Below are 19,403 nucleotides of genomic sequence, written 5' to 3'. Positions count from 1 at the left end.
AGTCGCTGGCCGTACCCGGCCAGCGGAGGGCACCAATGACCCGGCTCGCGCTGTTCGACCTCGACCACACGCTGCTGTCCGGCGACAGCGACGAGCTGTGGTGCGAGTTCCTGATGGACCAGGGTCTGCTCGACCGTGCCGAGTTCGGGCCGCGCAATGCCGAGATGGCGCGGCGCTATCACGCGGCCAGCGTCAGCGCACAGGACTTCTGCGAGTTCTATGTCGCCACGCTCGCCGGCCGCACGCCGGCCGAGTGGCGCGGCGTCTGCGAGCGCTTCCTCGCCGAGGTGATTGCGCCGCTGATCCCGGCGTCGGCGCACGCGCTGATCGCATCGCATCGCGCGCGCGGCGACCGCCTGGTGCTGACCACCGCGACGAACCGCGTGCTGACCGAGCTGACCGCGCGGCACCTGGGCATCGCCGACCTGCTCGCGACCGAGGTCGAGCTGCTCGACGGCCGCTGCACGGGCCGGACCGCCGGCGTGCTGAACATGCGCGAAGGCAAGGTCACGCGCCTGCACGGCTGGCTGGCTGCGCAGGCGCTGCCGGCCGCGCTGCTCGCCGAGGCCGTGTTCTACAGCGACTCGAGCAACGACCTGCCACTGCTCGGGGCGGTCGGCGAAGCGGTCGTCGTCGACCCCGATGCATCGCTGCGGCGCCACGCCGATGCGGCGGGCTGGCGGGTGCTCGAACTGGCGCGCTGAGCTCGCCGCGGCTCGGCCCGCGGGCGCCGCGATAATCGCGGCTTTCCCGGCCGCGCGCACGTGCCCGACGCGCCGGGTTCAGCCGATCTGCAGTCTGAATCGAAAGGAGTTTCACCGATGGCAATGGACGTGGTCGACTACGAGATCAAGGGTTCCGAGATGCAGTTCGTCGAGGTCGAACTCGACCCCGGCGAGGCCGCGGTCGGCGAGGCCGGCAGCATGATGTTCATGGACGCCGGCATCGCGATGGACACGGTGTTCGGCGACGGTTCGCAAAGCGGCGCGAGCGCCGGCTTGTTCGGCAAGCTGCTCGGCGCCGGCAAGCGCCTCGTGACCGGCGAGTCGCTGTTCACGACGGTCTACACGAACCAGAGCGCGGGCAAGCTGCGCGTCGCGTTCGCGGCGCCGTACCCGGGCAAGATCCTGCCGATGGATCTGCGCCAGCTGGGCGGCATGCTGATCTGCCAGAAAGACGCGTTCCTTTGCGCGGCGCGCGGCGTTTCGCTCGGCATCTATTTTCAGCAGAAGCTGTCGGTCGGCTTCTTCGGTGGCGAGGGCTTCATCATGCAGAAGCTCGAAGGCGACGGCCTCGCGTTCGTGCATGCCGGCGGCACCGTCGTGAAACGCGAGCTGCGCCCGGGCCAGACACTGCTGGTCGATACCGGCTGCCTGGTCGCGATGACGCCGGACGTCGGCTTCGAGATCCAGTACGTCGGCAAGATCAAGACCGCGCTGTTCGGCGGCGAGGGGCTGTTCTTCGCGAAAGTCAGCGGCCCCGGCACGGTCTGGCTGCAAAGCCTGCCGTTCTCGCGCCTCGCCTCGCGCGTGTTCGCGGCGGCGCCGCAGCGCGGCGGATCGCGCGAAGAGGGCTCGGTGCTCGGTGGCTTCGGCGCCGGCGGCTTGCTCGGCAGCGTGCTCGGCGGAGACGACGACTGATGCGCACCGGGTCGTCGACGCGCGGGTCGGCCCGGGCCTGGCTGTTCGCGCTGCTGGTCGGCGTCGCCGGGCCGGTTGTGGCGGCGCCGTCGTCGAGCCCTTACCTCGAGGAGCTGACCTGGACCGAGCTGCGCGACCGCGTCGCCGCCGGCGCGACGACCGTGCTCGTGCCGATCGGTGGCACCGAGCAGAGCGGGCCGCACATGGCGCTGGGCAAGCACAACGTGCGCGCGCGCGTGCTCGCCGCGCGCATCGCGCAGCGGCTTGGCAATGCGCTGGTGGCGCCGGTGATGGCCTACGTGCCGGAGGGCGCGATCTCTCCGCCGGCCGCGCACATGCGCTTCGCCGGGACGATCACGATCCCGGATGCGACCTTCGAGGCGGTGCTCGAGTCCGCCGCCCGCGGCTTCCGCCAGCACGGCTTTCGCCATGTCGTCTTCCTCGGCGACCACGGCGGCTACCAGCACAGCGAAGAGAAGGTCGCGGCGAAGCTGAATCGCGAGTGGGCCGCGCAGCCGGGCTGCAAGGTGCATGCGCTGGTCGACTACTATCGCGTCACGCAGACGGCCTATGTGCAGGCGCTCGCCGGTCGCGGCTTCGGCCCGGACGAGATCGGCACCCATGCGGGCCTGGCCGATACCGCGCTGATGCTGGCGATCGACCCGTCCATGGTGCGGCAGGACGCGCTGGCGCAGGCCGCGAAGGCCGGTGCGCGCGAGGGCGTGCACGGCGATCCGCGCCGCGCCAGCGCCGAGCTCGGGCAGCTGGGGGTCGACGCGATCGTCGACAAATCCGTTCAACAGATCAGGCAACTGACGCAGGCGCGTTGAGCTCGTCGAAAATACCCGCGAAACCCGAAGACAGTCGGATGAAAGAGTCCAGATGAAGTTTGCGATGAAGAAGACCCTGGCCTGCGGGCTGGGCCTGGCGGCGCTGATCGGCCTGCTGGCCGCCAACCGCGTTCAGGGCGCCGCCGCGAGCGCGCCCACGACATCGGCTGCGCCGGCCGCGATCGTCCCGGTGCCCGGGATGGCGCCGGTGCCCGATCCGCGCAATCTCTACAGCGAGACCGCGGCCGGCAAGGTCGATGCCGCGCTGGGCGGCGATCTCGAGCGCGTCTACGTGCCGAACCTGCGCTCGAACGATGTCTACGTGATCGACCCCGCCGCGATGAAGGTGGTCGATCGATTCAAGGTCGGCGTCGGCCCGCAGCACATCGTGCCGTCCTGGGACATGCGCACGCTGTGGGTCACCAACAATGCCGAGGGCCGCACCGATGGCAGCCTGACGCCGATCGATCCACGCACCGGCAAGCCCGGCAAGCCGGTCGGCGTCGACGACCCGTACAACATGTACGCGACGCCCGACGGCAAGTCGGCGATCGTCGTCGCCGAGGCGCGCAAGCGGCTGGACTTCCGCGACCCGAAGACGATGGCACTGCAGTTCTCGATCGACACGCCGGGCTGCCCGGGCATCAACCACGCCGACTTCGCGATCGACGGCCGGTTCGCGATCTTCACCTGCGAGTTCTCGGGCTCGCTGGTCAAGATCGACCTGGTCGAGCACAAGGTTCTCGGCTACCTGCTGCTGCAGATGCCGGCGACGCGCTTCAAGGAGGTCAAGGGCGCGCCGCGCACCGCGCCCGGCCAGCCGTGGCAGCCCGGCGAGACCGAAATCTGCGCCGTCAACAAGGGCATGCCGCAGGACATCCGCAGCGCGCCCGACGGCAAGCGCTTCTACATCGCCGACATGCATGCCGACGGCGTGCACATCGTCGACACCGCATCGTTCAAGAAGGTCGGCTTCATCCCGACCGGGATCGGCGCGCACGGCCTGTACCCGAGCCGCGACGGCAAGCTCCTCTACGTCGCGAATCGCGGCTCGCACGAGATCCACGGCCCGAAGCTCGGCGACGGCGGCGTCACGGTGATCGACTTCGCGACCGAGAAGGTCACCGCGCGCTGGCCCGTGCCGGGCGGCGGCAGCCCCGACATGGGCAACGTCAGCGCCGACGGCAAGTGGCTGTGGCTGGCCGCGCGCTACGACAACGTCGTCTACCGATTCGACACGGGCAGCGGCGCGGTCGCGCAGATCAAGGTCGGCGCCGAGCCGCATGGGCTGACGGTGTGGCCGCAGCCGGGCCGGTATTCGCTGGGGCACACCGGCAACATGCGCTGAGCTGCGATCGCCGGGCCCGCATCGTGAAGAGACTGTTCGACTCGTTCTGGCGCGCCGCCGCCTATTGCCTGCACTTGCGGGTGATCGTGCTGTCGCTGCTGCCGCTGCTGCTGATGGCCGGCCTGGCCCTCGGCCTGGGCTACTTCTTCTGGGAGCCGGCGATCGACGCGGTGCGCTCGACCTTCGACTCCTGGGCGATCCTGAGGACGATGGTCGGCTGGCTCGACGGCGTCGGCCTCACGGGCCTGAAGACCGTGCTGGCGCCGATGATCGTGGTGTTCCTGACGACGCCGCTGATCGTCGTGCTGTCGCTGCTGCTGGTCGCCGCGTTCATGACGCCGGCGATGGTCACGCTGGTCGCGGGCCGGCGCTTCCCGCTGCTCGAGCGCAAGCATGGCGGCTCGTTCCTCGGCAGCACGTTCGGCGCGCTGTGGGCGACGCTCGCGGCGCTGCTCGCGCTGCTGGTCTCGATCCCGTTGTGGTTCGTGCCGCCGCTCGTGCTGATCGTGCCGCCGTTGATCTGGGGCTGGCTGACCTACCGCGTGATGACCTACGACGTGCTCGCCGAGCACGCCAGCGCCGACGAGCGGCGCGAGCTCGTCCGGCGGCATCGCACGACGCTGCTCGGCATGGGCGTGCTGACCGGCTACCTCGGCGCGGCGCCGTCGCTGGTCTGGGCCTCGGGCGCGCTGGCGATCGTGTTCGCGCCGGTGCTGGTGCCGGTCGCGGTCTGGATCTACACGCTGGTGTTCGCGTTCTCGGCACTGTGGTTCGCGCACTTCACGCTGGCGGCGCTGCAGGCGCTGCGGGCCGAGCGCGAGCCGTTCGAGATCCTGCCGCCGCGCGGCACCGCGCGGCGCGACGCCGAGCCGATCGACGACACGCGCCTGACGCCGCTGCCGCCCGGCGATGCGGCCGGCAGCCCTTCCCACTGAGCTTCGAGAGCCTCCATGAACTTCGGCCTGATCATCATCGGCGACGAGATCCTCTCGGGCAAACGCGCCGACAAGCATCTGCCCAAGGTGATCGAACTGCTGGGTGCGCGCGGCCTCGAGCTGAGCTGGGCGCGTTACGTCGGCGACGATCGGGCGCGCATCACCGCCGACCTGAAGCACGCGTTCGAGTCCGGCGATGTCGTGTTCTCGTGCGGCGGCATCGGCGCGACGCCCGACGACCACACGCGCCAGTGCGCTGCGGCCGCGCTCGGCGTGCCGCTCGCACTGCACCCGCAGGCGCGCGAGCTGATCCTCGAACGCATGCGTGACACGGCGCGCGAGCAGGGCATTCCGTTCGAACCCGAGCGCCACGACAACGTGCACCGGTTGAACATGGGCGTGTTCCCCGAGGGCGCGACGATCATCCCGAACCCGTACAACAAGATCGCCGGCTTCAGCGTCGACAAGGTCCACTTCGTGCCGGGGTTCCCGGTGATGGCCTGGCCGATGATCGAATGGGTGCTCGACCGGCACTACGCCGAGCTGCACGGGCAGGGCGCGACGCGCGAGAAATCGGTCATCGTGTTCGGCGCGATGGAGGCGACATTGACGCCGCTGATGGAGCGCATCGAGGCGCAGTTCGACGGTGTCAAGGTCTTCAGCCTGCCCAGTGTCGACCACGCGTCCTACGGCCGGCACATCGAACTTGGCGTCAAGGGCCGCCCCGAGCTGCTCGATGCGGCGTACCGCGTGCTGCTCGACGGGCTCGCCGCGCATGGCGCGAAACTCGGCCCGGAATTGGTGCGATAGCGCGCCCCGGTACAGTGCGGACGCCTGCACCGATCCGGAGCCTGATTTCGTCGCCGGCCTGCAGCCCGCGCCCGGTGCGGCTTCGGGCTTGGCCGGCAGCGCCGGCGAGGCGTCGCGGGCATGCTTTCTGCTACATTCCTGTGCGCGTTTTTTGGGCCTGTGATCGGGCCTTTTGAAGGCCGACCCCGCATTTCCCCTCCCCAATCCCCCGAACAATTCCACCAGGAGTTCCAGATGGCCAGCAAGACCGTTGCCGACGTGATGAAGATGGTCAAGGAGAACGAAGTCAAGTTCGTCGACTTTCGCTTCACCGACACCCGCGGCAAAGAGCAGCACGTCAGCGTGCCGGTATCGCATTTCGACGAAGACAAGTTCACCGCCGGCCACGCGTTCGACGGCTCGTCGATCGCCGGCTGGAAGGGCATCGAAGCCTCGGACATGCAGCTGATGCCCGACCCGAACACCGCCAACATCGATCCGTTCTTCGAAGAGCCGACACTGATCCTGACCTGCGACGTGGTCGAGCCGTCCGACGGCAAGCCCTACGAGCGCGACCCGCGTTCGCTCGCGAAGCGCGCCGAGGCCTACATGAAGGCCTCGGGCCTGGGCGACACCGCGTTCTTCGGCCCGGAGCCCGAGTTCTTCGTGTTCGACAGCGTGCGCTGGGGCAACGACATGTCGGGCTGCTTCTCGAAGATCGAATCCGAAGAGGCCGCCTGGAACAGCGGCAAGGAATACGAGCACGGCAACTCGGGCTACCGCCCGAGCGTGAAGGGCGGCTACTTCCCGACCCCGCCCGTCGACTCGTTCCAGGACATGCGCTCCGAGATGTGCCTGGTGCTCGAGTCGCTGGGCATTCCCTGCGAAGTGCATCACCACGAAGTGGCCAACGCCGGCCAGATGGAAATCGGCACCAAGTTCAGCACGCTGCTGCAGCGCGCCGACTGGGTCCAGCTGCAGAAGTACGTGATCCAGAACGTCGCCCACAGCTACGGCAAGACCGCGACCTTCATGCCCAAGCCGATCGTCGGCGACAACGGATCGGGCATGCACGTGCACCAGTCGGTCTGGAAGGACGGCAAGAACCTGTTCGCCGGTGACGGCTACGCCGGCCTGAGCGAATTCGCGCTGTTCTACATCGGCGGCATCATCAAGCACGCGCGCGCGCTGAACGCGATCACGAATCCGGGCACGAACTCGTACAAGCGCCTCGTGCCGGGCTACGAAGCGCCGGTCAAGCTGGCGTACTCGAGCAAGAACCGCTCGGCGTCGATCCGCATCCCGCACGTCGCGAACCCGAAGGGCCGCCGCGTCGAGGCGCGCTTCCCGGATCCGCTGATGAACCCGTACCTCGGCTTCTCGGCGATGCTGATGGCCGGCCTGGACGGCGTCGAGAACAAGATCCACCCGGGCGAAGCCGCCAGCAAGGACCTGTACCACCTGCCGCCGGAAGAAGACAAGCTGATCCCGACCGTCTGCCACAGCCTCGACCAGGCGCTCGACTACCTCGACAAGGACCGGGCGTTCCTGACCAAGGGCGGCGTGTTCACCGACGCCTACCTCGACGCCTACATCGAGCTGAAGATGGCCGAGGTGACGCGTTTCCGGATGGCGACGCACCCGGTCGAGTTCGACATGTACTACACGCTGTAAGCCTTGCCCTCGCGGCATTGCGCACGGCAGGGGGGACGGCGGGAGCCGTCCCCTTTTGCGTTCGGCGCGGCCAAGGGAACCCGCTGCGCGACAATGGACTCCAGCACTGTTGTCGGCGCCGATTCGCTGCGCCGCGTTGAACAGGCCAGGAGACTCACCGCATGAAGTTCGTTGCCGCTGGTCCCGTTCTGCTTTCGATCGTGCTGTCGAGCGCCGCCACATTGCTGGTGCCGTTCAGCGCCGCGCGCGGCGCCGACGGCACGACGATGTACCGCTGCCCCGGCAACGAGTACAACAACACGCTGAGCCCGAAGGAAGCCAAGGACAAGGGCTGCAAGACGATCGAGGGCGCGCCGATCACGATCATCCAGACCGTCAAGCCGCGGGCGCCCGTGGCGAGCTCGGGGCCGGCCGGCAGCAAGGTCGACCCGGCCGAGCAACGCGCACGCGACAGCGACGCGCGCCGCATCCTCGAAGCCGAGCTGAAGCGCGAAGAAGACCGCCTGGCCGCGATGCGCGCCGAGTACAACAACGGCGAGCCCGAGCGGCAGGGCAACGAGAAGAACTACCAGAAGTACCTGGATCGCGTGGCCGACATGAAGTCTGCGATCGCCCGCAAGGAAAGCGACATCGCGGCGCTGAAGCGCGAGATCGCCAAGCAGCCGCAGTGAAGCGCCTGCCGACGCCGCTCGACGCCCCCGTTCCTCTCGGCTCGGCGGCGTACGCCGCGTTCGACCACCTCGCAACGATGGTCGCGGTCGTCGCGGTCGACGGCCAGTGCGTGTTCGCGAACGCGTCGTTCGAGAGCGTGCTCGGCCTGTCGCGCCGCAGCGTGCAGCGCGGCTCGGTGTTCGACTGGTTCGTCGACCCGCAGCGCCTGCGCGACACCGTCGTCGCGGTGAGCCGCAACGACTACGCGACGAGCCGCCTCGAGGCGCTGCTGCGTCGTCCCGGCGCGCTGCACGGCGAGCCGCTGCCGGTGCATGTGATCGTGAACCAGATGGAGGGTTCGGGGCACGTCATCGTCGAGCTGGTCGAGATCGAGCAGCAGACGCGTCAGGATCGCGAAGAGCGCGCGCTCGACCAGGCGCAGGTCACGAAGGAGCTGATCCGCAACCTCGCGCACGAGATCAAGAACCCGCTCGGCGGCATCCGCGGCGCGGCGCAGTTGCTCGAGATGGAGGTCGAGTCGCGCGCGCTGCACGAGTACACGCAGGTCATCATCGGCGAGGCCGACCGGCTGCAGGCGCTCGTCGACCGGCTGCTCGCGCCGCACCGCAAGCCGCATGTCGTCAGCGACGTCAACATCCACGAGGTCTGCGAGCGCGTGCGCGCGCTGATCCAGGCCGAGTTCCCGCGTGGCCTGGCGATCGAGCGCGACTACGACATCTCGATCCCCGACTTTCGCGGCGACCGCGAGCAGCTGATCCAGGCGGTGCTGAACATCGCGCACAACGCCGCGCAGGCGCTGGCCGAGCGCATGGCCTTCGGCGATGCGCAGATCACGCTGCGCACACGCATCGCGCGCCAGGTCACGCTGGGCAAGCAGCGCTATCGTCTGGCACTGGACTTGCATATTGAGGACAACGGCCCGGGCGTGCCCGAGTCCATTCGGGAACGAATCTTCTACCCGCTGGTATCGGGGCGGGACGGCGGCTCCGGACTGGGGCTCACGCTCGCGCAGACCTTCGTGCAGCAACACCTCGGCACGATCGAATGCGAGAGCGAACCGGGCAGGACCATTTTCAAGATCGTGATTCCGTTGCCCTGACGAGTCGATCGGCGCCACAAGCGCTGACCAGCGACGCAGGAGCAGTCAGAGAACGCAGGGCAGGGCATGAAACCCATCTGGATCGTTGACGACGACCAATCCATCCGCTTCGTGCTGGAGAAGGCGCTGGCGCGCGAAGAATTCGCGGTGCGCAGCTTCACGAACGCACGCGATGTGCTGCTCGCGCTCGACGACGACGAGCCGCAGGTGCTGGTCTCCGACATCCGCATGCCCGGCGGCTCGGGCATCGAGCTGCTTGCCAAGGTGCGCGAGCGCATGCCGGCGCTGCCGGTGATCATCATGACCGCCTACTCCGACCTCGACAGCGCCGTCAGCGCGTTCCAGGGCGGCGCCTTCGAGTACCTGCCGAAGCCCTTCGATGTGCCGAAGGCGGTCGAGCTGATCCGCCGCGCGGTCGAAGAGAGCGTGCGCGAAGAGGTGCGCGACGACAAGGCCGCGCAGATGCCAGAGATGCTCGGCCAGGCGCCGGCGATGCAGGATGTCTTTCGCGCGATCGGGCGGCTGAGCCAGAGCATCGTCACGGTGCTGATCACCGGCGAGTCGGGCTCGGGCAAGGAGCTCGTCGCGAACGCACTGCACAAGCACAGCCCGCGCGCCAGCGGGCCGTTCGTCGCGATCAACACCGCGGCGATCCCGAAGGACCTGCTCGAGTCCGAGCTGTTCGGCCACGAGCGCGGCGCCTTCACCGGCGCGCAGACGACGCGCCGCGGGCGCTTCGAGCAGGCCGACGGCGGCACGCTGTTCCTCGACGAGATCGGCGACATGCCGTTCGACCTGCAGACGCGCCTGCTGCGCGTGCTGAGCGATGGCCAGTTCTACCGCGTCGGCGGCCACAACCCGATGCGCAGCAACGTGCGCGTGATCGCCGCGACGCACCAGAACCTCGAAGATCGCGTGCGCCAGGGCGCGTTCCGCGAAGACCTGTTCCACCGCCTGAACGTGATCCGCCTGCGCCTGCCGGCGCTGCGCGAGCGCGCCGAAGACGTGCCTTCGCTGACCCGCTTCTTCCTGCAGAAGAGCGCGAAGGAACTCGGCGTCGAGGCCAAGCGCATCACCGATGCGGCGCTCGCGCGGCTGATGCGCTTCGACTTCCCCGGCAACGTGCGCCAGCTCGAGAACATCTGCCACTGGCTCACCGTGATGGCGCCGGCGCAGATGATCGAGGCCAAGGATCTGCCGCCCGAGCTCGCGAACGAGACCTTCGCCGCCGAGATCGCGCCGGTCGCGCCGGCACGCGTCACGAAGGAAGCGCCGGTCGCCGAGCTGGCGCAGGCCAGCGCCTCGGCGGCGCCGATCGCGCCGGTTGTCGCGCCGGCTGCACCGATCGCCGCCGCGGCGCCGCCGGTGGCGTTGCACTGGCTGACCGGTCTCGAGCAGGATGCGCGCGCCCTGCTGCAGGCCGGCGACCCGCAGGTCTGGGACACGCTGACCCACAAGTTCGAAGCCCAGCTGATCCGCACCGCGCTCGAGATCACGCGCGGCCGCCGCATCGAGGCCGCGCAGAAGCTCGGCATCGGGCGCAACACGATCACCCGCAAGATCCAGGAACTCGGCCTCGACGATTAGGCCGAGGTCCGGTCCAAGACAAGCTTCAGTCGAGCTTGAGCTCGGCGATCACCGGCGCGTGATCGCTTGGGCGCTCGTTCTTGCGCGTCAGCCTGTCGATCACGCAGCTCGTCACGTGCGGCTTCAGCGCCTCGCTGACGAGGATGTGGTCGATGCGCAGCCCCTTGTTCTTCTGGAAGCCGAGCATCCGGTAGTCCCACCAGCTGTACTGTTTGGGCGGCTGCTCGAAGAGGCGGAACGAGTCGTGCAGGCCGGCTGCCAGCAGCGCCTTGAAGTGCGCGCGCTCGTCGGTCGTGCACAGCACCTGGCCGGACCACGCGACAGGATCGTGGACATCGCGGTCTTCGGGCGCGATGTTGTAGTCGCCGAGCAGCGCGAGCCGCGGGTGCACCGCCTGCTCCAGCGCGATCCAGTCGCGCAGCGCGGTGAGCCATGCGAGCTTGTACGGGAACTTTTCGCTCTCGACCGACTGGCCGTTCGGCACGTAGGCGCCGATGATGCGCACGCCGCCCACGGTGCCGGCGATCACGCGTGCCTGGGCATCGTCGTGGCCGGGGATGTTGCGCACGACATCCAGCGCGGGCAGCTTGCTGATCAGCGCGACGCCGTTGTAGGTCTTCTGCCCGAACCAATGCACCTGGTAGCCGGCGGCCGCGATCTCGGCCTGCGGAAACTTGTCGTCGGCGAGCTTGGTTTCCTGGAGGCACAGCACATCGGGCTGGTGCAGCGTGAGCCAGTCCAGCAATTGCGGCAGGCGCACCGCGAGCGAGTTGACGTTCCAGGTGGCGAGTTTCAAAGGCGGTCCTCGGTCGTCGTGTTCGGTGAGCGCATCTCCTGCAATGCGCAGATCGGTCTGGCCGTCCATCGTACAGGGGACAGGCGGGGCATCAAGGTAGGGATGGGCAGGCCCCGGCGCACACCGGACAGGTAAACTTCCGAGATGCTTGTTTCTGTCGGGGCAGTGCCGGAACCGTGGCCCGTCGATGGTCGGGAGGTCGCGCATTTTGGTGCGGGATTTCGCTCGGCATGAGTGAGTCGCGTGCGCTGCTCCTGACCGATGTGGTCGACAGCACCCGGCTCTCGCAGGAGCTCGGTGACGCGGCGATGGCCGAGGTCTGGGCGGCGCACGATCGCGTCGCACGGTCGCTGCTCGATGCGCGCGGCGGGCGCGAGATCGACAAGACCGACGGCATGCTGCTGATGTTCGATACGGCAGCCGATGCGGTCCGCTACGCGCACGACTACCACCGCGCGCTCGCCGGCCTGCCGGTGCCGCTGACCGCACGCGCCGGGCTGCACGTCGGCCCGGTGATCCTGCGCGAGAACAGCGCCGACGACGTCGCCCGAGGCGCGAAGCCGCTCGAGGTCGACGGCCTGGCCAAGCCGATCGCGGCGCGCGTGATGTCGTTCGCGCTTGCCGGGCAGACGCTGCTGACCGCCGATGCGCGCGAGGACCTCGGCAAGACGGCGCTGAAGGTGGTTTCTCACGGCCACTGGATGGTCAAGGGTGTCGCCGAGCCGCTCGAGGTGTTCGAGGCGGGAGACGACGACGCGCCTTTCATGCGGCCGCCCGACAGCGAGAAGTGCTTTCGCGTCGTGCGCACCGGAGACTGGTGGCTGCCGGTCCGCGACATCCCGAACAACCTGCCGCACCAGCCGACCTCGTTCATCGGGCGCGAGCGCGAACTGGCCGAGGTCAAGGCGCTGATGGGCAGCGCGAAACTGCTGACGCTGCTCGGCATGGGCGGGCTCGGCAAGACGCGTCTTTCGCTGCAGGTTGCCGCCGAACTGATCCACCTGTTCCCCGATGGCGTCTGGTTCCTCGACCTCTCCCCGATCCGCGACGCCGATCTCGTGGTCGCCGAAACCGCACAGGTGCTCGGCGTGCGCGAGGACGCGGGCCGGACGCTGCTGCAGACGCTTTGTGCCCACCTGAAGCCGCAGCGCGCGCTGCTGATCCTGGACAACTGCGAACACGTCATCGGTGTCTCGGCGGAGCTGGCGAACGCGGTGCTGAAAGCGGCGCCCAACGTGCGCATCCTGGCCTCGAGCCGCGAGGCGCTGCGCACGCCCGGCGAGCAGGCCTATCCGGTCTCGCCGTTGCCGGTGCCGGCCCGCGGCGACGGGATCGACCTGCTCTCGCGCTCGACCGCAGTGCGGCTCTTCATGGACCGGGCGCAGCTGCACAAGCCGAGCTTCTCGCTGAACGAGCGCGACGCACCGATGATTGCCGAGCTGGTCGCGCGGCTCGAAGGCATCCCGCTCGCGCTCGAGCTCGCCGCGGCGCGGCTGCGCTCGTTGAGCGTCGCCGACATCAACGCGCGCCTGAAAGACCGCTACAAGCTGCTGACCGGCGGCGCCCGCGTGCTTCAGGAACGGCAGCAGACCTTGCGGGCGCTGGTCGACTGGTCGTACGAACTGCTCGAGGCCGAAGAGCGCACGGTGCTGACGCGACTCTGCGTCTTCATCGGCGGCTTCGATCTGGCGGCGGCCGAGGCAGTCTGCAGCGCCACCCCGCTCGAGCCCGACGACGTTCTCGACCTGCTCGGTTCGCTGGTGGAAAAGTCGCTCGTGATGCTCGAGGAACGGGACGACGGCGCGCGTTACCGCATGCTCGAGACGATCCGCGAGTACGCGCACGAGAAGCTCGAGCAGGGCGGCGATGATGATCTCGCCGCCACCTCGGCGCGGCACTGCGAGCATTACTTCGCGATGGCGAAGGCGGCGAACCGCGGCCTGTCGGGACCCGAGCAAGCCGACTGGATCTGGCGCATCGAGACCGAGCTGGACAACATCCGCACCGCGACCGCGTTGTCGCTCGCCGGCAGCGTCGACCCGTTTATCGCGGTGAAGTTCGCCGTCGCGATGCAGGGCTTCTGGATCCTGCGCGGTTATTCCACCGAAGGGCGAAACATCGTGCGGTCCGCGCTGGCGCTGCCGGCGATCCAGGAATCGCCGGTGGCCCAGGCGTGGGCGCTGTATGTCGGCGCCGCGCTGGCCGAGAGCCAGAGCGATTATGCCGAAGCGCGCGAGATGCTCGAGACCTGCCTCGAACTGCGCCGCGAGCTGGCCAGCGAGGTCGACATCGCCGCGACCCTGTCAACCCTGACGCCGGCGCGCCTGTACGCCGGCGACGCCGAGGGCGCGGCGGCAGGCGAGCGCGAGGCGCTCGACATATTCCGTCGGCTCGGCGACCGCGTCGGCGAGGCGATCGGTCTGCTGCACCTGGGCCAGATCGGCGTCTTCCTCGGCGACGATGCCGAGGCGTGCGCGCAGCTCGACGCCTGTCTCGCGATCGCGCGCGCGATCAAGCACCAGGAACTCGAAGGCGAGTGCGAGCTCGTGCTCGGCGAGTCGTTGCTGCAGACCGACAACCTCGCGCAAGCGGAGGTTCGCTTCAAGCGTTCGCTGACCGTCTGCAGCGAGGCCGGCGACAAGCGCGGCGCGGCGAACGCGCAATGGTGGCTCGGCAAGGTCGACGTGAGGCAGCGCGAGCTCGGCTCGGCGCGTCACCGGCTCGGCGAGGCGGTCGCGGCGTTCCGCGCCTTCGAGATGCGGGAGGAGATGATCGGCTGCCTCGAGGACCACGCGGTGCTCGCGTTCGCCGAGGGCCGTGCCGAGCTGGCGGCGAGCCTGGCGGCGGTCACGGCGACCTGGCGCGACCGCCTCAATCTGCGTCGCTCGGCGTTGAGCGAGCAGCGCTGGCAGGCCGAGCTGCAGTCGATGCGACAGGCATTGAGCCCGACTGCCTTCGATGCGGCGTGGCGCGAGGGCGCCGACTGGCCGATCGACCGCGCGATCAACGCCGCACGTGAATCGCTGCAGGCGGCCGAGTCGGCGGCGACCGCGACGGCCGCCTGAAGCGATCAGGCCTGCGCGGCCTGCCGGCTGCGGCGGCGCGCGACCCAGCCGAGCACGCCGAGTCCGGCCAGCATCAGCGAGTAGGTCTGCGGCTCCGGCACGGCGGGCGTGATGGTGCCCACAGCGGCATTCGCCGAGTACCCGCATTCATTCGTGCTGAACGGCGTGCACACCTGCGACGCGGTCGTCGGCTTCGTGTACACGAGTTGCGCGGACGTGCCCTCGTACAGGTACAGGCTGAACGCATAGGCGCCGCCGCCGGCGATCGCGAGTGACGCGCCGCTCGGCACGACGGCGTCGAAGAACCCGGTGTCGATCCCGACGAGCTGGCCGCCGGCGATGTCGAGACCGCTGATGAAGACGTTCGTGTTCAGGTTGAACGACTCGAGGACCGTGCTCGGCGAAGCGACGTCGTAGAACTCGAGCGTCGCGCTCAGCACCGAGAACCCGGCGCACGCGCCGGTGGCGCCGTACGAGCCGTCGGCCTGGCCGAGGCAGGACGCGGGCACGTCGAAGGATGCCGAGGCCTGCCAGCCCAGGCTGGCGAAAGGGGCGCCGTAGGCCGGGTCCCACTTGCCCGTGTAGACCGCGGCCTGCGCCGAACCGACTCCAGCGATCGCCCCGAGAAGAGCGATCGCCGCGCCGACAGAAGCGGCCCGAACGCGTTTTACAGCCATGTTGTTCACCCTGAATGTTGTGAAGCATCAGCACACTCGAACCCAGCGGGTACGACTGCACTGCACCGGAGAACCAGCTCGCCGACGAAGAATTCTAGGGACCGACGCAACATCCGTGTGTCATCCGCACACCCCTGTCTCGGGGGGAGGCACACCACCTCTTCAGGGGGGTGGCGCGCGCCGCCACGCGGCGTTCAGACGTGGAACCATGCCATCCCACCGAGCACGACGCCGATGCCGCTGAGCAAGAACACGCCCTTCTCGAGCCTCTTGCTGCGCGTCAGCAACGCGATCGCCGCCATCGCGATCGCGATCTGCAGCGCGGTCGTGGCCTGGGCCCAGCGGTGGTGCTGGTGGAGCTGTTCATCGCTCTTGCGATCCCATTCCTTCGACTCGTCCTCGAGCTTCTTCGCCGCGACCATGATCTCGTCCTTCTCGCCGCGGTAGCGCTTCGCTTCGGCGGCGTAGAAGGCCTTGCGCGGCTCGGGCGCCAGGTCGAACGCGAGCTCGGCGAGGTTCTGCTTGGCGCTCTTGGCCTGGTAGAACGCCCACTGGTTCGCGGCCTCGGTCTTCTTGATCGCGGCGTCGTTCTTGTGCAGGCCGGCGTTCGATTGCGTCGCGCCGCCCATGTACGCGAACAGCGCGCCGACCGTGGCGATCACCGCGGTGGCGACCGCCAGTTGCCCGGCCATGCCCTTCGGCTCGTGCTGCGCGGCGTGTTCGAGCTCGTGGTCGTGCGGGCCGTGCACGTGAAATCCGTGGTCCGACATGTCTCAGGTTCCTTCGGTTCTTTGGTAGGTGGCAAAGCTGTAGCCGGTCTGCGGTTCGCGCGAGGTGCAGGCGAAGCGGGCGCGGTCCCAGCGCGGAAAGAAGGCATCGCCGTCGAGATCGGCGTCGATCTCGGTCAGCACGAGCTCGTCGGCGAGCGGCAGCGCGAGCGCGTAGATCTCGGCGCCACCGATCACGAAGGCTTTCGGCGTGCCGGCGAGCAGCGCCAGCGCGGCGGGCAGCGAATGCACCGCCTCGGCGCCGTCGGCATGCCAGTCGGCGCTGCGCGTGATCACGAGGTTGCGCCGCCCGGGCAGCGGGCGAAAGCGCGCCGGCAGCGAGTCCCAGGTCTTGCGGCCCATGATCACCGGGCAGCCCATGGTCACGCGGCGAAAGTGCTTCAGGTCTTCTGGCTCGTGCCACAGCAGGCCGTTGTCCTTGCCGATCGTGCCGTTGCGGGCGACCGCGGCGATCAGTGCGAGCCGGGGGGTGGGGCGGTTCATGCGCGCGATTGTCGCAGTGACGCATCGCGCCTCCATCAAGTCAGGGAGGCGGCCTCCTTGCCGTTCGCGAAGTGCCGGCGCATCAGCTGCTGCGCACGCTCGCCGTTGCGCGCCTTCAGCGCGGCCATGATCTGGCGATGCTCCTTCAGCGAGGCCTCGAGGCGGCCCTGCTTGAACAGCGAATGGTGGCGGTTCAGCTTCATCACCTTGCGCAGGTCGGCGACGAGCTGGTTGCGCCAGCGGTTGTCGGCGATCTCGAGCAGCTTCATGTGGAAGCGCTCGTTCGCGGCGAAGAAGCGATCGCGTTCGCCGACCTCGTCCTCGAGTTGCTGGTGCAGGGCGGCGAGTTCGGCGATCTGCGCGGCGTTGGCCCGCTGCGCGACGACCATCGCGGCGTCGCTCTCGAGCAGCGCGAGCAGGTGGTAGACCTCGGCGAGGTCGCGCTCCGAGACCTCGGTGACATACGCACCGCGGCGCAGCTTCATCGTCACGAGGCCCTCGGCCGCGAGCACCTTCAGCGCCTCGCGCAGCGGCGTGCGGCTGATGCCGTACTCGGCGGCCAGGGCCTGCTCGTCGATCCAGCTGCCCGGGTGCAGCGTGTGGCCGAGGATGCGGCTGCGCAGACGCTCGGCGACCTGCTCGTACAGCGCGCTCTCGCGCAGCACCGGCGTGCGTGCCGCACCGCCAGGTCGGGAGGGTTCCGGAAGAAGATTCGCCATGACCGCCGATCTGCCGATAGAATTCAATTCTGAATTATGCGCGCCTGGCGGTGAGGCCGTCCAGTCCTGTGGCGCTCGCTGCGACCCAATTCGCCCATCCGGTCATATTCTTGGGGGTGGCGCTGCCAAGAGAGAGAACCCGACATGTCGAACGACAAGATCCTGAACTCCGACTCGCTCGCCGCGTGGCAGCGGGCCGCCGCAAAGTCGGCGCCCGGCGGCGACGCACACGCACTCGACTGGCTGACGCCGGAGGGCATCCGCGTCAAGCCGCTGTACACCGCGGCCGACCTGCAGGGCCTAGCGCACACCGACACCTTGCCCGGCTTCGCGCCTTTCGTGCGCGGCCCGCAGGCGACGATGTATGCGGTGCGGCCGTGGACGATCCGCCAGTACGCCGGCTTCTCGACCGCCGAAGCCTCGAACGACTTCTACCGCAAGGCCCTGGCCGCGGGCGGCCAAGGCGTCAGCGTCGCGTTCGACCTCGCGACGCACCGCGGCTACGACAGCGATCATCCGCGCGTCACCGGCGATGTCGGCAAGGCGGGTGTCGCGATCGACAGCGTCGAGGACATGAAGATCCTGTTCGACGGCATCCCGCTCGACAAGGTCAGCGTCAGCATGACGATGAACGGCGCGGTGCTGCCGGTGCTCGCCGGCTACATCGTCGCGGCCGAGGAGCAGGGCATCGCGCAGGAGCAGCTCAGTGGAACGATCCAGAACGACATCCTGAAGGAGTTCATGGTTCGCAACACCTACATCTTTCCGCCCGAGCCGAGCATGCGCATCGTCGGCGACATCATCGAGTACACGGCGCAGAAGATGCCGAAGTTCAACTCGATCTCGATCTCGGGTTATCACATGCAGGAGGCCGGCGCGAACCAGGCACTCGAGCTTGCGTTCACGCTGGCCGACGGCCGCGAGTACGTGAAGGCGGCACTCGCGAAGGGGCTCGACGTCGACGAGTTCGCGCCGCGCCTGAGCTTCTTCTGGGCCATCGGCATGAACTTCTACCTCGAGGTCGCGAAGATGCGCGCGGCGCGGCTGCTGTGGTGGAAGATCATGACCGCGTTCGAGGCGAAGAACCCGAAGAGCCTGATGCTGCGCACGCACTGCCAGACCTCGGGCTGGAGCCTGACCGAGCAAGACCCGTACAACAACGTGGTGCGCACGACGATCGAGGCGATGGCCGCGGTGTTCGGCGGCACGCAGAGCCTGCACACGAACGCGCTCGACGAGGCGATCGCGCTGCCGAGCGAGTTCAGCTCGCGCATCGCGCGCAACACGCAGCTGATCATCCAGGAGGAGACGCACATCCCCAGCGTCGTCGACCCCTGGGCCGGCAGCTACATGATGGAGAAACTGACGCAGGACATGGCCGACGCGGCCTGGCAGATCATCGAGGAGGTCGAGCGCCAGGGCGGCATGGTCAAGTGCGTCGCGAGCGGCTGGGCCAAGCTGAAGATCGAGGCCAGCGCGGCCGAGAAGCAGGCGCGCATCGATTCGGGCAAGGACGTGATCGTCGGCGTCAACAAGTACAAGCTCGCGAAGGAAGACCCGATCGAGACGCTAGCCATCGACAACGCGATGGTGCGCGAGAACCAGGTCGCGCGGCTGAAGCAGCTGCGCGCGACGCGCGATACCGCGCAGACGCAGGCGGCGCTCGCGGCACTGACGACCTGCGCAGAGACCGGCGCGGGTAACTTGCTCGACCTGTCGATCAACGCGGTGCGGCTGCGCGCGACGGTCGGCGAAGTTTCCGACGCGCTCGAGAAGGTCTGGGGCCGGCACCGCGCCGACACGCAGAAGGTGACCGGCGTCTACGCCGCGGCCTACGACAGCGCCGAGGGCTGGGCCGCGCTCCAGTCCGAGATCGCCCAGTTCGCCGAAGACCAGGGCCGGCGCCCGCGCGTGATGATCGCCAAGCTCGGCCAGGACGGCCACGACCGCGGCGCGAAGGTCGTCGCCACGGCCTTCGCCGACCTCGGCTTCGACGTCGACATCGGCCCGCTGTTCCAGACCGCCGAGGAGTGCGCGCGCCAGGCGATCGAGAACGACGTCCACGCGGTCGGCGTCAGCACGCTCGCCGCCGGGCACAAGACGCTGGTGCCGGCGATCATCGAGTCGCTGAAGGCGCAGGGCGCCGACGACATCATCGTGTTCGTCGGCGGCGTGATCCCGCGGCAGGACTACGAGATGCTGTTCGAGGCCGGCGTGAAGGGCATCTACGGCCCCGGCACGCCGATCCCGGCGAGTGCGAAGGACGTGCTCGAGCAGATTCGCGCCAGCGTCAAAGCCTGA

Annotated in this window: 17 protein-coding genes; 12 read left to right on the top strand and 5 right to left on the bottom strand. The window is 68.7% G+C overall.

Annotated elements, in window-relative coordinates:
• Positions 1-35: 35 nt before the first annotated feature.
• The 10 genes from AC1DTW_RS13505 (at position 36) to ntrC (ending at position 10,574) form a co-directional block, all read left to right on the top strand.
• Complete coding sequence (locus AC1DTW_RS13505; RefSeq protein ID WP_477981657.1) at positions 36-704, top strand: HAD family hydrolase; 669 nt, start codon at positions 36-38, stop codon at positions 702-704.
• Positions 705-821: 117 nt separating this feature from the next.
• Positions 822-1,640: a TIGR00266 family protein gene (locus AC1DTW_RS13500; RefSeq protein WP_477981656.1), complete on the top strand. Its 819-nt coding sequence runs from the start codon at positions 822-824 to the stop codon at positions 1,638-1,640.
• Complete coding sequence (locus AC1DTW_RS13495; protein ID WP_477981655.1) at positions 1,640-2,470, top strand: creatininase family protein; 831 nt, start codon at positions 1,640-1,642, stop codon at positions 2,468-2,470. Before AC1DTW_RS13500 ends, AC1DTW_RS13495 begins: the two co-directional genes overlap by 1 nt.
• 64 nt (positions 2,471-2,534) lie before the next feature.
• Positions 2,535-3,818: a YncE family protein gene (locus AC1DTW_RS13490; RefSeq protein WP_477981654.1), complete on the top strand. Its 1,284-nt coding sequence runs from the start codon at positions 2,535-2,537 to the stop codon at positions 3,816-3,818.
• A 23-nt stretch (positions 3,819-3,841) separates the two neighbouring features.
• Positions 3,842-4,753 (top strand): EI24 domain-containing protein, encoded by a 912-nt coding sequence (locus AC1DTW_RS13485; protein WP_477981653.1) that lies wholly within the window; start codon positions 3,842-3,844, stop codon positions 4,751-4,753.
• Between the two features lie 15 nt (positions 4,754-4,768).
• Positions 4,769-5,563, top strand: a complete 795-nt coding sequence (locus AC1DTW_RS13480; RefSeq protein ID WP_477981652.1) for a competence/damage-inducible protein A — start codon at positions 4,769-4,771, stop codon at positions 5,561-5,563.
• A 234-nt stretch (positions 5,564-5,797) separates the two neighbouring features.
• Entirely contained in the window at positions 5,798-7,216 is a 1,419-nt protein-coding gene (gene glnA, locus AC1DTW_RS13475; protein WP_477981651.1) for a type I glutamate--ammonia ligase, read from the top strand.
• Positions 7,217-7,377: 161 nt separating this feature from the next.
• Positions 7,378-7,887 (top strand): hypothetical protein, encoded by a 510-nt coding sequence (locus AC1DTW_RS13470; RefSeq protein WP_477981650.1) that lies wholly within the window; start codon positions 7,378-7,380, stop codon positions 7,885-7,887.
• Between the two features lie 77 nt (positions 7,888-7,964).
• Positions 7,965-8,987 (top strand): nitrogen regulation protein NR(II), encoded by a 1,023-nt coding sequence (glnL, locus tag AC1DTW_RS13465; protein WP_477981725.1) that lies wholly within the window; start codon positions 7,965-7,967, stop codon positions 8,985-8,987.
• A 66-nt stretch (positions 8,988-9,053) separates the two neighbouring features.
• Complete coding sequence (gene ntrC / locus AC1DTW_RS13460; protein ID WP_477981649.1) at positions 9,054-10,574, top strand: nitrogen regulation protein NR(I); 1,521 nt, start codon at positions 9,054-9,056, stop codon at positions 10,572-10,574.
• Positions 10,575-10,599: 25 nt separating this feature from the next.
• On the opposite strand, the gene xth is transcribed toward ntrC, so the two are convergent.
• Complete coding sequence (xth, locus tag AC1DTW_RS13455; protein ID WP_477981648.1) at positions 10,600-11,370, bottom strand: exodeoxyribonuclease III; 771 nt, start codon at positions 11,368-11,370, stop codon at positions 10,600-10,602.
• 230 nt (positions 11,371-11,600) lie between these two features.
• On the opposite strand from xth, the gene AC1DTW_RS13450 reads away from it, so the two are divergent.
• On the top strand, positions 11,601-14,435 hold the full coding sequence (locus AC1DTW_RS13450) for an ATP-binding protein (protein ID WP_477981647.1): 2,835 nt from the start codon (positions 11,601-11,603) through the stop codon (positions 14,433-14,435).
• 5 nt (positions 14,436-14,440) lie between these two features.
• Here the strand turns inward: AC1DTW_RS13450 and AC1DTW_RS13445 are convergent, their stop codons facing one another.
• The 4 genes from AC1DTW_RS13445 to AC1DTW_RS13430 all read right to left on the bottom strand — a co-directional run bounded on the left by AC1DTW_RS13445 (position 14,441) and on the right by AC1DTW_RS13430 (position 17,102).
• Positions 14,441-15,112: a PEP-CTERM sorting domain-containing protein gene (locus AC1DTW_RS13445; RefSeq protein ID WP_477981645.1), complete on the bottom strand. Its 672-nt coding sequence runs from the start codon at positions 15,110-15,112 to the stop codon at positions 14,441-14,443.
• 194 nt (positions 15,113-15,306) lie between these two features.
• On the bottom strand, positions 15,307-15,882 hold the full coding sequence (locus tag AC1DTW_RS13440; RefSeq protein WP_477981644.1) for a DUF4337 domain-containing protein: 576 nt from the start codon (positions 15,880-15,882) through the stop codon (positions 15,307-15,309).
• A gap of 3 nt (positions 15,883-15,885) precedes the next feature.
• The gene (locus AC1DTW_RS13435; RefSeq protein ID WP_477981643.1) at positions 15,886-16,383 is read right to left on the bottom strand and encodes a dihydrofolate reductase; all 498 of its coding nucleotides are present in this window, start codon (positions 16,381-16,383) and stop codon (positions 15,886-15,888) included.
• Between the two features lie 35 nt (positions 16,384-16,418).
• The gene (locus tag AC1DTW_RS13430) at positions 16,419-17,102 is read right to left on the bottom strand and encodes a GntR family transcriptional regulator (RefSeq protein WP_477981642.1); all 684 of its coding nucleotides are present in this window, start codon (positions 17,100-17,102) and stop codon (positions 16,419-16,421) included.
• Positions 17,103-17,246: 144 nt separating this feature from the next.
• On the opposite strand from AC1DTW_RS13430, the gene scpA reads away from it, so the two are divergent.
• On the top strand, positions 17,247-19,403 hold the full coding sequence (gene scpA / locus AC1DTW_RS13425) for a methylmalonyl-CoA mutase (protein ID WP_477981641.1): 2,157 nt from the start codon (positions 17,247-17,249) through the stop codon (positions 19,401-19,403).

The organism is Rhizobacter sp. P5_A1 (assembly GCF_056400745.1).
This window is presented reverse-complemented; position numbering and strand designations above follow the sequence as displayed.

Coding starts and splice junctions, on each gene's coding strand:
- AC1DTW_RS13505 (WP_477981657.1), top strand. CDS start 36: ATGACCCGGCTCGCGCTGTTCGACCTCGACCACACGCTGCTGTCCGGC.
- AC1DTW_RS13500 (WP_477981656.1), top strand. CDS start 822: ATGGCAATGGACGTGGTCGACTACGAGATCAAGGGTTCCGAGATGCAG.
- AC1DTW_RS13495 (WP_477981655.1), top strand. CDS start 1,640: ATGCGCACCGGGTCGTCGACGCGCGGGTCGGCCCGGGCCTGGCTGTTC.
- AC1DTW_RS13490 (WP_477981654.1), top strand. CDS start 2,535: ATGAAGAAGACCCTGGCCTGCGGGCTGGGCCTGGCGGCGCTGATCGGC.
- AC1DTW_RS13480 (WP_477981652.1), top strand. CDS start 4,769: ATGAACTTCGGCCTGATCATCATCGGCGACGAGATCCTCTCGGGCAAA.
- glnA (WP_477981651.1), top strand. CDS start 5,798: ATGGCCAGCAAGACCGTTGCCGACGTGATGAAGATGGTCAAGGAGAAC.
- AC1DTW_RS13470 (WP_477981650.1), top strand. CDS start 7,378: ATGAAGTTCGTTGCCGCTGGTCCCGTTCTGCTTTCGATCGTGCTGTCG.
- glnL (WP_477981725.1), top strand. CDS start 7,965: ATGGTCGCGGTCGTCGCGGTCGACGGCCAGTGCGTGTTCGCGAACGCG.
- ntrC (WP_477981649.1), top strand. CDS start 9,054: ATGAAACCCATCTGGATCGTTGACGACGACCAATCCATCCGCTTCGTG.
- AC1DTW_RS13450 (WP_477981647.1), top strand. CDS start 11,601: ATGAGTGAGTCGCGTGCGCTGCTCCTGACCGATGTGGTCGACAGCACC.
- AC1DTW_RS13445 (WP_477981645.1), bottom strand. CDS start 15,112: ATGGCTGTAAAACGCGTTCGGGCCGCTTCTGTCGGCGCGGCGATCGCT.
- AC1DTW_RS13440 (WP_477981644.1), bottom strand. CDS start 15,882: ATGTCGGACCACGGATTTCACGTGCACGGCCCGCACGACCACGAGCTC.
- AC1DTW_RS13435 (WP_477981643.1), bottom strand. CDS start 16,383: ATGAACCGCCCCACCCCCCGGCTCGCACTGATCGCCGCGGTCGCCCGC.
- AC1DTW_RS13430 (WP_477981642.1), bottom strand. CDS start 17,102: ATGGCGAATCTTCTTCCGGAACCCTCCCGACCTGGCGGTGCGGCACGC.
- scpA (WP_477981641.1), top strand. CDS start 17,247: ATGTCGAACGACAAGATCCTGAACTCCGACTCGCTCGCCGCGTGGCAG.